Origin of the sequence: Kitasatospora sp. NPDC058218 (assembly GCF_042882445.1) — a bacterium.
In the GTDB taxonomy this organism is placed as follows: Bacteria; Actinomycetota; Actinomycetes; order Streptomycetales; family Streptomycetaceae; genus Kitasatospora.
The window spans coordinates 1-13,095 of the sequence record NZ_JBHVWC010000123.1; the positions used below are offsets into that span (position 1 = coordinate 1).

General features: G+C 71.2%; 11 protein-coding genes and 1 riboswitch. Of the genes, 3 read left to right on the plus strand and 8 right to left on the minus strand.

Features of this window, described 5'->3' with window-relative positions; translation table 11 throughout:
• Both ACFVYI_RS41560 and ACFVYI_RS41565 read left to right on the plus strand, forming a co-directional pair.
• On the plus strand, window positions 1-358 hold a 358-nt coding region (locus tag ACFVYI_RS41560; protein ID WP_387895150.1), incomplete at its 5' end, for an ABC transporter ATP-binding protein.
• A 47-nt stretch (window positions 359-405) separates the two neighbouring features.
• The gene (locus ACFVYI_RS41565; RefSeq protein WP_387895152.1) at window positions 406-2,964 is read left to right on the plus strand and encodes an ABC transporter permease; all 2,559 of its coding nucleotides are present in this window, start codon (window positions 406-408) and stop codon (window positions 2,962-2,964) included.
• 199 nt (window positions 2,965-3,163) lie between these two features.
• On the opposite strand, the gene ACFVYI_RS41570 is transcribed toward ACFVYI_RS41565, so the two are convergent.
• The 7 genes from ACFVYI_RS41570 to ACFVYI_RS41600 form a co-directional block, all read right to left on the minus strand.
• A complete protein-coding gene (locus tag ACFVYI_RS41570) occupies window positions 3,164-4,534 on the minus strand; it encodes an NAD(P)/FAD-dependent oxidoreductase (protein ID WP_380580151.1) in 1,371 nt (456 codons plus the stop codon).
• A gap of 428 nt (window positions 4,535-4,962) precedes the next feature.
• Entirely contained in the window at window positions 4,963-5,904 is a 942-nt protein-coding gene (locus tag ACFVYI_RS41575) for an exopolyphosphatase (protein ID WP_387895155.1), read from the minus strand.
• Window positions 5,901-6,548, minus strand: a complete 648-nt coding sequence (locus tag ACFVYI_RS41580; protein ID WP_387895157.1) for a DUF501 domain-containing protein — start codon at window positions 6,546-6,548, stop codon at window positions 5,901-5,903. The genes ACFVYI_RS41575 and ACFVYI_RS41580 overlap by 4 nt, the downstream gene beginning before the upstream one ends.
• Window positions 6,538-7,035: a septum formation initiator family protein gene (locus tag ACFVYI_RS41585; protein WP_387895159.1), complete on the minus strand. Its 498-nt coding sequence runs from the start codon at window positions 7,033-7,035 to the stop codon at window positions 6,538-6,540. Before ACFVYI_RS41585 ends, ACFVYI_RS41580 begins: the two co-directional genes overlap by 11 nt.
• Before the next feature lie 110 nt (window positions 7,036-7,145).
• Complete coding sequence (gene eno / locus ACFVYI_RS41590) at window positions 7,146-8,432, minus strand: phosphopyruvate hydratase (RefSeq protein WP_387895161.1); 1,287 nt, start codon at window positions 8,430-8,432, stop codon at window positions 7,146-7,148.
• A gap of 243 nt (window positions 8,433-8,675) precedes the next feature.
• Window positions 8,676-9,596 (minus strand): transglycosylase family protein, encoded by a 921-nt coding sequence (locus tag ACFVYI_RS41595; RefSeq protein WP_387895163.1) that lies wholly within the window; start codon window positions 9,594-9,596, stop codon window positions 8,676-8,678.
• Between the two features lie 3 nt (window positions 9,597-9,599).
• Window positions 9,600-9,773: riboswitch (cyclic di-AMP (ydaO/yuaA leader) on the minus strand.
• A 275-nt stretch (window positions 9,774-10,048) separates the two neighbouring features.
• Window positions 10,049-11,335 (minus strand): cytochrome P450, encoded by a 1,287-nt coding sequence (locus tag ACFVYI_RS41600; RefSeq protein ID WP_387895164.1) that lies wholly within the window; start codon window positions 11,333-11,335, stop codon window positions 10,049-10,051.
• A 158-nt stretch (window positions 11,336-11,493) separates the two neighbouring features.
• Here ACFVYI_RS41600 and ACFVYI_RS41605 point away from each other — a divergent pair, with 158 nt between their 5' ends.
• A complete protein-coding gene (locus ACFVYI_RS41605; RefSeq protein WP_387895165.1) occupies window positions 11,494-11,928 on the plus strand; it encodes an SDR family NAD(P)-dependent oxidoreductase in 435 nt (144 codons plus the stop codon).
• Between the two features lie 74 nt (window positions 11,929-12,002).
• Here the strand turns inward: ACFVYI_RS41605 and ACFVYI_RS41610 are convergent, their stop codons facing one another.
• On the minus strand, window positions 12,003-13,022 hold the full coding sequence (locus ACFVYI_RS41610) for a MazG family protein (protein WP_387895166.1): 1,020 nt from the start codon (window positions 13,020-13,022) through the stop codon (window positions 12,003-12,005).
• Between the last annotated feature and the right edge of the window lie 73 nt (window positions 13,023-13,095).

The following is a 13,095-nucleotide window of genomic DNA, read 5'->3' on the forward strand; positions in this document are numbered from 1 at the left end:
GACCGTCGGCCTCTCCGGCCGCCTCACCCACCGCCCCAGCCAGCTCTCCGGCGGCCAGCAGCAACGCGTCGCCTGCGCCCGCGCCCTCGCCGGAAAGCCCGACATCATCTTCGCCGACGAACCGACCGGCAACCTCGACTCCCGCTCCGGCGCCGAGATCCTCTCCTTCCTGCGCAACTCCGTGCGCGAACTCGGCCAGACCGTCGTCATGGTCACCCACGACCCCGTCGCCGCCGCCTACGCCGACCGCGTCGTCTTCCTCGCCGACGGCCGCATCGTCGACGAACTCGCCAACCCCACCGCCGACACCGTCCTGGACCGCATGCGCCGCTTCGACGCCAAGGGCCGCACGAGCTGACGCTCCGCCGACAGCAGCCCGTCCCTTCGTAGACCTCAGGACACCCCATGTATCGCACCGCACTGCGCAACGTGCTGGCCCACAAGGGCCGACTGCTCATGACGGCGCTGGCCGTCATGCTCGGCACCGCCTTCGTGGCCGGCACCATGGTCTTCTCCGACACCTTCGGCAAGGCCATGCGGGACAGCAACTCGAAGAGCTACACCGACATTTCGGTCCAGATCGTGGACCGGGCGGCCGGCTCCTCCGCCTCCGCCCGGGAGAAGAGCGAGAAGAGCGCGGCCACCCTGACCGACGCCACCGTCCAGCAGCTCGGCGCGCTCCCCGGGGCCGCCTCCGCCCGCGGCGTGGTCAGCGGCTTCACCGGCGTCGCCGACAGGAGCGGCAACCTGATCGGCCAGGCCTGGTCCGCGAAGGGCGTCAACTTCGCGCCCGGCACGGACGGCAAGGACGCCCGCTACCCGATGGCCGAGGGCCAGGGCCCGAAGACGGCCAAGGAGATCGCGCTCGACCGCACGACCGCCGACAAGGGCGGCTACAAGGTCGGCGACACCGTCCGGTTCGCCTCCAACGGCCCGGTGGCCGAGGCGAAGCTCACCGGCATCTTCACCACCGACGACCCGGTGGTGAACACCGGTGGCACGCTCACCCTCTTCGACCGTGCCACCGCCCAGCAACTGCTGCTGGAGCCGGGCCGCTACAGCAGCATCGTGCTCGCCGCCAAGCCCGGCACCACCGAGGCGGCACTGCTCGCCGAAGCCCAGCAGAAGCTCCCGGCCGGCCAGCAGATCGAGACCGAGACCGGTCAGCAGCTCAAGGACGACGAGCAGAAGATGATCACCAGCGGCACCGACGGCATGCGCACCATGCTGCTCGCCTTCGCCGGAATCTCGCTCTTCGTCGGCATCTTCATCATCGCCAACACCTTCACCATGCTGGTCGCCCAGCGCACCAAGGAGCTCGCCCTGCTGCGGGCGATCGGCGCCAGCCGCAAGCAGGTCACCACATCCGTGCTGATCGAGGCCCTGGTGATCGGCGCCCTCTCGGCCGCGGCCGGCCTGGTGGTCGGCATCGGGATCGGCGCCGGGCTGCAGTCCGTGGTCCACTCGCTGAACGACGGCCTGCCCACCGGCTCGTTGGTGCTCAAGCCGCTGACCGTGGCGGTCACCCTGGTGGTCGGTGTCCTGGTCACCGTCCTCTCCGCCCTGCTGCCCGCGCTGCGCGCCTCGAAGATCGCCCCGGTGGCCGCGATGAGCAGCGGCGACCAGCCGAGCAGCCAGAAGAGCCTGCTGATCCGCAACATCATCGGTTCGGTCCTCACCGCGGGCGGTGGCGCACTGATCGCCTACGGCGCCTCCACCGGCAACAGCAACGGCCGCGTGCCGGTCGCCCTCGGCGCCGTGGTCGCCCTGATCGGCATCTTCATCCTGCTGCCGCTGCTCTCCCGCCCGGTGATCGCCCTGATCGGCCCGGTGCTCGGCAAGCTGGCCGGCACGCCCGGCAAGCTCGCCCGTCAGAACGCCGTGCGCAACCCGCGCCGCACCGCAGCCACCGCGGCCGCCCTCACCATCGGCCTGACCCTGGTCACCGGCCTGACGGTGATCGGCTCCTCGGTCGGCGGAGCCCTCGACAAGGCCGTCACCAGCTCGATGAAGGCCGACTACCTGATCTCGACCGCGAACAACATGAGCCTGTCACCGAAGATCCCGGCCGAGGTCGCCAAGACCGCCGGTGTGACGGCCTCCTCCCCGCTCACGACCGTCTACTGGGATCTGAACGGCACGAACAAGTCGATCACCGGCCTGAACGCGGACAGCTTCGAGAAGCTGGTCTCGGCCAAGCTGACCAGCGGCTCGACCGCCAACTTCGCCCAGGGCCAGATCCTGATCGACGCGGACGTCGCCAAGAAGAACAACGCCACCACCGGCTCGACCCTGACCGTCACCTACCCGGACGACTCCAAGGGCCAGATCACCGTCGGCGGCGTCTACGAGGCGAGCGCCATGCTCGGCCCGGTCGTGCTGGCCAACAGCGAGATCGTCAAGCACGATCCCGAGCCGTACATCAGCGACGTCCTGGTCAAGGGCGCCGACGGTGCCACCGACTCGCTGAAGAAGGCCCTCAAGGACTCCACCGGCGCCAACCCGGTGATCGAGGTCAAGTCCAAGCAGGACGTCCGGGACGACTTCAGCCAGATCATCACCTTCGCGCTGAACATGATGTACGGCCTGCTGGCGATGTCCGTGCTCGTCGCGGTCCTCGGTGTGGTCAACACGCTGGCCATGTCGGTCTTCGAGCGCAAGCGCGAGATCGGGATGCTGCGGGCGATCGGCCTGGACCGCGGCGGCATCAAGCGGATGGTCCGCCTGGAGTCCGTGGTGATCTCGCTCTTCGGCGCCGGCATCGGCCTGCTGCTCGGCTGCTACATGGCCTGGGGGATCCTCGGCACGCTGAAGTCCAGCATGGCGGGCCTGACCACGACGCTGCCGTTCGGCCAGCTGCTGCTCTTCCTCGCCCTGGCCGGCGTGGTCGGCCTGGTGGCCGCGATCTGGCCGGCCCGCCGGGCGTCCAAGCTGGACATCCTGGAGAGCATCAAGACCGACTGACCGCCGGCGCCGGGCACCGCCCCGGCGCCGGACACGGGAAGACCCCCACCGGAGGGTTCGGTGGGGGTCTTCCCGTACTTCTGTACTCCGCCCGGTCGCACGGCCGGCTGAGCACCACGGAGGTCGTGGTCCGGCGACGCTGCCGGGCGGAGGGCCTCCGACTCATACCCCGGTGCTCCCACACCGGGGTCGCAGTCGCTTACTTGCTGGCGAGCTCCTTGTCGGCGGCCGGCTTGGCGGCCTCGACCGGCTTCGGCGCGGGCGCCGCAGCCTCCTGGAACGCCTCGAACGGCTTCTCCATCTGGGCCAGGCCGACGGCCTCGCGCTTCAGGAACACGGCCAGGGTCCAGTCGGTGAAGACGCGGACCTTGCGGTTCATGGTCGGGACCATGGCGCCGTGGTACAGGCGGTGGAACCACCAGGCCGGACGGCCCTTCAGCTTGTACTTGCCGAAGAGGATCGCCACACCCTTGTGCAGGCCGAGGCCGGCCACCGCACCGAGGTTCTTGTGCTTGTACTCGGCCTGCGGGAAGCCGCGCATGCCCGAGATGACGTTGTCGCCGAGGACGGCGGCCTGACGGACGGCGTGCTGCGCGTTCGGCGGGCACCAGGCGCCCTCACCGGCGGCGAGGTCCGGCACCTGGGCGTTGTCGCCGGCCGACCAGACGTAGTCGAAGCCCTTGACCTGGAGGGTCGGGGCGGTGTCGACGTGGCCGCGCGGGCCCAGCGGGAGGCCGAAGTTGGCCAGCACCGGGTTCGGCTTCACGCCGGCCGTCCACACGATGGTGGAGGCATCGGCCTCGACGCCGTTCTTCAGCACGACGTGCTGGTCGACGCAGGAGTCCATCGAGGTCTCGATGTAGATCTCGATGTTGCGCTCTTCGAGCTTCTCCTTGGTCCACAGACCGAGGTCCGGGCCCATCTCCGGGAGGATGCGGTTGGCCGCCTCCACCAGGATGAAGCGCATGTCGTCACGGCTGACGGTCTTGTAGATCTTGGCGGCGTCGCGCGCCATGTCCTCGATCTCGGCGATCGTCTCGACACCGGCGAAGCCACCGCCGACGACGACGAAGGTCAGCGCCTTGCGGCGGATCGCCTCGTCCGTGGTGGACTCGGCCTTGTCCAGCTGCGCCATGACGTGGTTCCGGAGGCTGATGGCCTCCTCGACCGTCTTCATGCCGATGCCGTGCTCCGCCAGACCCGGGATCGGGAAGGTCCGGGAGACCGAGCCGGTCGCGACGACCAGGTACTCGAAGGGCAGCTCGTACGAGTCGCCGGCCGCCGGCTGGATGGTGGCGACCTTGCGGGCGTGGTCCACACCGGTGACAGCACCGGTGAGCACCTCCGCCTTCTTGAGGGCGCTGCGCAGCGGCGCGACGAGGTTGCGGGGCGCGACGTTGCCGCCGGCCGCCTCGGGGAGGAAGGGCAGGTACGTCATGTACGACCGCGGGTCGACGACCGTGACGGTCGCTTCGCCATAGCGCATCTTCTTGAGGATGCGCATCGCGGCATACAGGCCGACGTAACCACCGCCGACAATGAGGATGCGAGGACGCTCCGTGGTGCTCATATCCGAAAGTATCCAGCACCGTCCGGAGCAGCCTTCGTGAGGCCGGTCACAAGCTCCTGGACACCCTGTGCTACACTTCGCGGCCGCTTTCGCAGCCCCGGGGAGCCGCCTCACGGCCCACCCGACCCCCCGGTGAGGATGCGCGCCCGAACGGCCCGGCTGAGCAGCAACGATCCATGGCACGCCTGGGTTCCCGCGCGTGATTTCGATTTTCAAACCTGTGCGGGAGCGTCACCTGCGATCCAGCGGTCCGCACGGCCGACGGGCCTTCGGTCCCACATTTCGGACGTAGCGGACCGGCAGGTACGACGAATGACCGGATCGCCATGTGAAGAAATTCACGAACTTTCCCGCAGAGCCCCGGGCGCGCCCCGGCCCCGGACCCCTCGAAGGGGTGCCGGGGCCGGGTCGGTAAGGCTCGCATCCGCTCAGGAGGCCATACTCCAGGCGATGCCGTCCAGGATGTCGTGCTCGCTGACGACCAGCTCGGCGGCGCCGGTCCGCTCCATGATCTCCAGCAGCTCCAGCGCGCCGGCCGCGATCACGTCCACCCGACCGGGGTGCATCGACGGGATGGCCGCACGCTGGGCGTGCGTGGCGGAGAGCAGCTCGGCCGCGATCCGGGCCACCTGCTCCCGGCCGAGCCGCGAGTGGTGGATCCGCTCGGAGTCGTAGGCGGGCAGGTCCTGGGCGATCGCCGACACGGTGGTGACCGTCCCGGCCAGGCCGACCAGGGTGGCCGCTCCGGTCAGCGGGACGACCTCCTCGGCCTTGTCCAGCTCGGCCCGGACGTGCGCCCGCGCCTCGGCGACCTGCTCGGCCGAGGGCAGCTCGGCGCCGGCGAAGTGGCGCTCGGTCAGCCGGACGCAGCCGATGTCGACCGAGCGGGCGGCCCGGACGTCCTCCGCCCCGAGCACGAACTCGGTGGAGCCGCCGCCGAGGTCGAAGACCAGGTACGGCGCCGGGAACCGGCCGCCGGTGAGCTCCTTGGTGGCACCGACGAAGGAGAGGTGCGCCTCCTCCTCGCCGCTCACCACCTCGGGCCCGACGCCCAGGATGTCGCGCACGCCCTTGGCGTACTCGTCGCTGTTCTCGGCGTCCCGGGAGGCGCTGGTGGCGACGAAGCGGATCCGGTCCGGGCCCACCCCGAAGCCGGAGATGACCTCGGCGTACTCACGGCAGGCCGCGAAGGTGCGCGCCAGCGCGTCCGGGTGCAGTCGACCGGTCCGGTCCACGCCCTGACCCAGCCGGTTGATGATCATCCGGCGGTCGAGGTCGGTGATCGCACCGGTCTCCGGGTCGAGGTCGGCGACCAGCAGGCGGATCGAGTTGGTGCCGCAGTCGATCGCGGCGACCCGGGTGACGCTCATGCCCCGTCCTCCTCGGCGGTCTCCTGCGCGGCCCGCTTGGCGGCGCGCTCGGCGGCCTTCTGCTGCTTGGCCGCGATCACGGCCTCGTGGTCCTGCTCCTTGGCGCGGTTCCTCGCGACCCGCTCACCGGCGGCCTCGACCTCGGCGGCGGAGACGCAGGGGCCCTTGGCCCACCAGTCCTCCAGCATGCCGATCGCCTCGTCGCCGAGCGGGTTGACGCCCTCGCCGGCCGCCAGCGAGTGGCCGACCAGCACGTGCAGGCACTTCACCCGGTCCGGCATGCCGCCGGCGCTCGGGAAGCCCTCCAGCACCTCGATGGCGTCGCGGCGGGCGATGTAGTCCTCGTGCGCCTTCTGGTAGGCAGCGGCCAGCTCCGGATCCTCGGCGAGCCGGGCGGTCTGCTCCTTCATCACGCCGTCCGCCTCCAGCGTGCCGATCAGCGAGGCGGCCTTGGGGCAGGTCAGGTAGTAGAGCGTCGGGAACGGCGTGCCGTCCGCGAGCCGGGGGGCCGTCTCCACGACGTCCGGGTTGCCGCAGGGGCAGCGGTGCGCCACCGAGCGCAGGCCGCGCGGGACCCGGCCGAGCTGCGCGGCGATGGCCGCGACATCGGTGTCGGAGACGGAGGGGTGGTTCTCAGTGGTCATGGGGGGAGCTGGCTCCAGCAGAGGCGGGGGCGGGTGGAGAGGGCGGGGCGAGGGCGGCGGTGTCGGCGGCGTCCACCGAGTCCCAGACGCTCGCGTACCAGGGTTTGGCGGCCTTCGCCGGCCCGGCGGCCACGCCGTCGGACGAGGCGGGCGGGGCGACGGAGGACGGGGTGGCGCCCCGGCCCGCCGGATCCACCGCAATGTACGGGGTCTCCCCCGGCATCGCGTAGTGCAGCCGGCTGCGGGCCTGCGCCTTGACGTACTCCGGGTCCTGCCAGCGGGCCTTCTCCCGGCGCAGCTGTTCGACCTGCTGCCGGGCGTGCTCGGCCTTCGCCCGCTGGGCGGAGATCTCGGAACGCTGGGAGATGAACTGCCTGGTCGGGTAGGCCAGGATCGCCACCAGGGAGCAGAGCACCAGGACGAGGACGGTCGCCCGGCTCGTGAAGCGAGGCCGGGCGGCAAAGCCCGGGATCCTCCAGCCTGCCATCTCCCGTATCCCCTCCTGGTCGCGACGGTGCCCCGCCGTCCACCCTACGGGGTGAACGGCGGGGCACCGGTCAGGCTTGCGCCACTGGGCGCGCTCGGCCCTCGTGCTTGTTACTCCGCAGAGCGGAAGCGCGGGAACGCGCCGCGGCCGGCGTACTCGGCGGCGTCGTCGAGGATCTCCTCGATGCGCAGCAGCTGGTTGTACTTGGCGACGCGCTCGGAGCGGGCCGGGGCGCCGGTCTTGATCTGGCCGCAGTTGGTGGCGACGGCGAGGTCGGCGATGGTGACGTCCTCGGTCTCGCCGGAGCGGTGCGACATCATGCAGCGGTAGCCGTTGCGCTGGGCCAGCTCGACGGCGTCCAGGGTCTCGGTCAGCGAGCCGATCTGGTTCACCTTGACCAGCAGCGCGTTGGCGGTGCCGGTCTCGATGCCCTTGGCCAGGCGGGCCGGGTTGGTGACGAACAGGTCGTCGCCGACCAGCTGGACCTTGTCGCCCAGCTTGACGGTCATGGCCTTCCAGCCGTCCCAGTCCGACTCGTCCAGCGGGTCCTCGATGGAGACCAGCGGGTAGGAGGCGACCAGCTCGGCGTAGTACTCGATGAGCTCGGCGGCGGAGAGCGCCTTGCCCTCGAACTGGTAGGCGCCGTCCTGGTAGAACTCGGAGGCGGCGACGTCCAGGGCGAGCGCGATGTCCTTGCCGGGCACGTAGCCGGCCTTCTGGATGGCCTCGGTGATGAGGTCCAGGGCCTCGCGGTTGCTGTCCAGGTTCGGCGCGAAGCCGCCCTCGTCGCCGAGGCCGGTGGACAGGCCGCGCTCCTTCAGCACGCCCTTGAGGGTGTGGTAGACCTCGACGCCCCAGCGGACGGCCTCGGAGAAGGACTCCGCGCCGATCGGGGCGATCATGAACTCCTGGATGTCGACGTTGGAGTCCGCGTGCGAGCCACCGTTGAGGATGTTCATCATCGGGACCGGCAGGACGTGCGCGTTCGGGCCGCCCAGGTAGCGGAACAGCGGCAGGTCGCTGGCCTCGGAGGCGGCGTGCGCGACGGCCAGCGAGACGCCGAGGATCGCGTTGGCGCCGAGCGAGGACTTGTCCGGGGTGGCGTCCAGGTCGAGCATGGCCTGGTCGATCAGGCGCTGCTCGGTGGCGTCGTAGCCGACCAGCTCGGGGCCGATCTGCTCGATGACGGCCAGGACGGCCTTCTCCACGCCCTTGCCGAAGTAGCGGTTCTTGTCACCGTCGCGAAGCTCCAGCGCCTCGAAGGCACCGGTGGAGGCACCCGACGGGACAGCGGCACGGCCGGTGCTGCCGTCGTCGAGGCCGACCTCGACCTCGACCGTGGGGTTGCCACGCGAGTCGAGAATCTCACGGGCTACGACGACATCGATGGACGGCACGAGGCATCTCCTAGCGGAAGCAGGTTCGGCTGACGATGGGTGCTGTCGGCCGGATGGTTGCGGAGTCGTTACGACCAGAGCCTAACCGCACGGGCTCTCGGGACCACGTCGACCTCGGTCCCGTCTCAGCGTGTGGCCCGGCTACCCACCGGTAGTTCACCTGGTTGCCCCATGAAAGGGGAACAGATGCGGACGAAGGGGGCCTGATCGGCCCCCTTCGTGGAGCCACCGCACCGGCGGGCGTCAGCCGAGGTCGAGCACCTGGCCCGGGAGGATCAGGTTCGGGTCGGTGCCGACGGTGCCGCGGTTGCCGTCGTACAGCGTCTGCCAGCCGCCCTGGACACCCTGGGCGGTGGCGATGGTCGACAGGGTGTCACCGGACTGGACGGTGTAACCGTGGTCGGCGCGCTGCTGGGCGACGGGGGCGGCTGCGGCGACCGGGGCGCCGTGGGCCGCGGCCGGGCGGCTGTCCTGGCCCGCGTACTGGCCGGCGGCCTGACCCGCGTACTGCTGGTAGACGCCCTGGTGGCTGGTCCAGTACCAGGCGCCGTTGCTCTGGTACCAGAAGACCTTCGCGTCGGCGTCCCAGCCGGGCTTCTGCTGCGCGTCCTGCTGGACGGGCTGCTGGGCGGCGGGCTTCGGGGCCTGCTGCTGGACCGGCTTCTGAGCGGGCTTCGACTGGGCCGGCTTCGGCGCGGCGGGCTTCGACTGCGCGGGCTTCGGCGCGGCGGGCTGCTGGGCCGCGGGCTCGGCGTCCGAGGAGGTGTCGACCGGGGCCGCGGCGCCGCCCTTGGTCAGGCCCGCCTTCTGCGAGCAGACCGGCCAGGCGCCCGGCCCCTGCGAGGCGAGGACCTTCTCGGCGACCGAGATCTGCTGCGCCCTGCTGGCCTGGTGGGCCTGCGGCGCGTACGAGGTGCCGCCGTACGCCTTCCAGGTGCTGGGGGTGAACTGCAAGCCCCCGTAGAAGCCGTTGCCGGTGTTGATGCTCCAGTTGCCGCCGCTCTCGCACTGGGCGACCGCGTCCCAGGTCGAGGCCGGGGCGGCGGAGGCGCCGGTGGCGGTGAGCAGCGGCAGCGCGAGTCCGACGCCGGCCACACCGGCCACGGCGATGGCCTTCTCGGTCTGGGTGCGACGACGATGACGGCCGGTTCCGACGAAGAGCATGACGTTTTCCCTCTCCGCACGCCTGCGAGGTGAGCTGTCGGGTTCGGACCGGGAGGTGGCCCGGCCGCGTGACGCGGAGTCTTTCGGCCCGCGCGGGCGGCTTCACCCCAAGCCGTGGGGGACGGCAACAAACCTGGTTCCCCCGCCCCTGCCCAAGGGTTCTGGTCGGTTTCCCGTGACGCGGCGGGCAGGATTCGGCGTTCCGCGCACGAGGTCCGCAGCTGCGAACTCCAGGGAGGGTAGACAGATCCTCACATCAATAACAAGCTCATATCGCAGGTATCACACATAAATTACGGCGCGTGGCCGATCGCCTACCAACAACAGGGCTATGTCCTGATTGATGGTGATTCAGACCCCCGGTGAGAGCAGAACAGCGACACCCCGTCAGCGTGTCGGAGGCTCGAATGGTCGAGATCGAGACACGGCCGGGGCATCGCCGCACGGATTGCTCAGAGGCCGGTCGAAGGCTCGGTGGACGGTTCCGCGGACGGCTTCTCGGGGGTGAATTCCACCGGGAGGTCACGAAGTCCACGCATGATCAGGCCACCGCGCCAGCGGAGGTTCTCCGGGCTTTCGGCGAGTCGCAGATCGGGCAGCCGGGTGAGCAGGGTGGTGAGCGCCGACCTCCCCTCCAACCGGGCCAGCGGAGCACCGATGCAGTAGTGGATGCCGTGCCCGAAGCCCAGGTGCGGGTTGTCGGTCCGGGCCAGGTCGAGGGTGTTCTCGTCGGCGAACCGCGCCGGGTCCCGGTCCGCCGCCGCGAGCACCACCAGCACCGGGTCGCCGACCGGGATCTCCACCCCGCCGATGGTCAGCGGGCTGGTCGCGAAGCGCCAGGTGGCGAGCTCCACCGGCCCGTCGTAGCGCAGGAGTTCCTCGATCCCGGTCTCCAGCAGGGCGCTCTCGCCACGGGCGATCGAGTCCTGGAGCAGCGCCCGCTGCCCGGGGTTGCGCAGCAGCGCGTAGGTGCCGTTGCCGATCAGGTTGACGGTCGTCTCGAAACCGGCGAAGAGGAGGATGAAGGCCATCGCCGCGGCCTCGTTCTCGGTCAGGTGCTCGCCGTGGTCGCTGGCCCGGATCAGGCCGGAGATCAGGTCGTCGCCGGGATCGGCCCGCTTGCGGTGGATCAGCTCCGCCAGGTAGGCGCGCATCCGCTTGACGGCGCGCCCCACCCCGCCGCGCTGCCCACCGCCGTGGCGGATCATCATGCCCGCCCAGTCCCGGAAGTCGTCCTGGTCCTCGGCCGGCACCCCGAGCAGGTCGCAGATCGCGTAGATGGGGAGCGGGAAGGCGAACTCGTGGATCAGGTCCGCCGAGCCGCGCTGCGCGAAACCGTCGATCAGCCGGTCGGTGAGCTGCTGCACCCGGGGCTCGAACTCCGCCACCCGACGCGGCGTGAACGCCTTCGAGACCAGCCGACGCAGCCGGGTGTGGTCCGGCGGGTCGATGTTCAGCAGGTGGGTCATCAGGTTGGCCTGACGCTCGCCGGGGATGCCGACCCGGCCGGTGCGGTGGGCGTGCCCGCTGTGGTGGAGCGGGTTCTTCGAGAGGCGGCTGTCGGCGAGCGCCTGCCGGGCGTCCGCGTACCTGGTCACCAGCCAGGCCTCGACCCCGCTCGGCAGGGTGGTGCGGTGCACCGGCTCGTGCTCCCGCAGCCACGCGTACGCCGGGTACGGGTCGGCGGCGAACTCCCAGGTGAAGAGCGGCGGGCGGGCTGAATCGGGCTGAACTGGCATGTGTCGACCGTATCCGGTGGGGATCTCGGGCGCGGCAGGCGTGAGCCTGGTCACCTGAGGGGTAATCCCTGTTGCGGAGGATCAGGACCTGCCTACCATCCTCCGCAAGCAAAATGCGTGGGCGCCGGTGCGGAGCCGCCCACAGGGAGGAGCGCACCATGCGGGTCACCGGGGCAGTCGTGGTCATCGCCGTACTCACCGGCGGGTCGGGAGCCGACCTCGCCCGCCGGTTCACCGCCGCGGGCGCCGCCGGCGTGCTCATCGCCGACCAGCAGGTCGGCATCGCCGAGGACCTCGCCGCCGAACTCGACCGGCCGGGCTGCCCGGTCGTCGGCGTCTGCGGCGACATCCGCCGACCGAGCGACATCGCCGCCCTGGTCGACACCACCGAGAAGCACCTCGGCCCGATCGACCTGTTCTGCGTGGCCGGCCCGGACGGCGAGCGCATCGTCTCCCTCGCCGAACTGCCCGACCACCTCGACCTGGAGCGGCTCGCCGAACTGCTCGCCCTGGTCGGCGATGCGATCGCCGAGGTCGTCGGCGACGTCGTCCCGGCGCAGCGCCGGTCGGTGGAGGACGTCGCGACGGTCTGACGGATGTGCTCGGCCGGGGGTGGTCGGGGCGCCGGGGCTGGTCGGGCTGCCCGGGGTTGTTCGGGCTACTCGGACTACTCGGCCTTGAGACCCTCGGCCGCGCGCACGGCGTCCCGGTAGCCGCGCGCGGCCGCCCGGAGCGCGGCGTCCACGTCCACCCCCGCGTCGTGCGCCCGCTGCGCCACGGCGAGCAGCAGCCTGCCCGCCGACTCCGCCGTGAGCCCCGCAGGCAGCTCGTAGGGCTCGTCCGGCACACCCGTGAAGCCTGCCCGGCGCACCCGGGACACCAGCTTCGCCGCGTACGCCAACGACGGCAGCCCGGCCGGCACACCGTCCAGCACCGACTCGCGCTCCGACTTCTCGGCGGCCTTCAGCGTCTCCCAGTTCGCCTCCACCTCGGCGGCGCCCTCCGCCTCGGTGTCCCCGAACACGTGCGGGTGCCGGTACATCAGCTTCTCGACGATGTCGCCCGCCACGTCGTCGATGGAGAACGCGTCGGTGGGGTGCTCCTCGGCGATCCTGGAGTGGAAGAAGACCTGGAGCAGGACGTCGCCCAGCTCCTCGCGGAGGGTCTCGCGATCCCCCTCCTCGATCGCCTCGACCAGCTCGAACGACTCCTCGACCAGGTACTTCACCAGGCTGGCGTGGGTCTGCTCGGCGTCCCAGGGGCAACCGCCGGGCGAGCGCAGGCGGTCCATCACCGAGACCAGGTCCAGCAGCCGCGCGCCCGGCAGGTCGTACGAGCCCGGCAGCACCTCGATCTCGGGCACCTCACCCGCGTGCTCGACCGCGAGGCGCGCCAGCGCGTCGGTGAGCCCCGGATCGCCGTCCGGGCTGCCCAGCCAGACCAGCGGGCCCGACCCGGCCGGCTGCCCGGTCAACAGCCGGGCGAGCGTCGGCGCCGAGCCGGGCACCACCACCTCCACCTCGACCCCGGCCGCCCGCACCGCCGCCAGCTGCGGGTGCGCGGCGTCGCCGGCGAGCACCCGCCCGGCCGACCGCAGCGCCTCCCAGGCGGGCCACGACAGCAGGCCGGGGGCCACCCGGTGGGTGGTGGTGAGCAGGATCAGCTTCGCGCCCGGAAGATTCGTCACGCTCCGAACCTACCCGCCCCCGGCAAGGCTCCGCCCCCGCGTTTTCGCCCGGCCCGCGGCTCCGCCGCGGGCC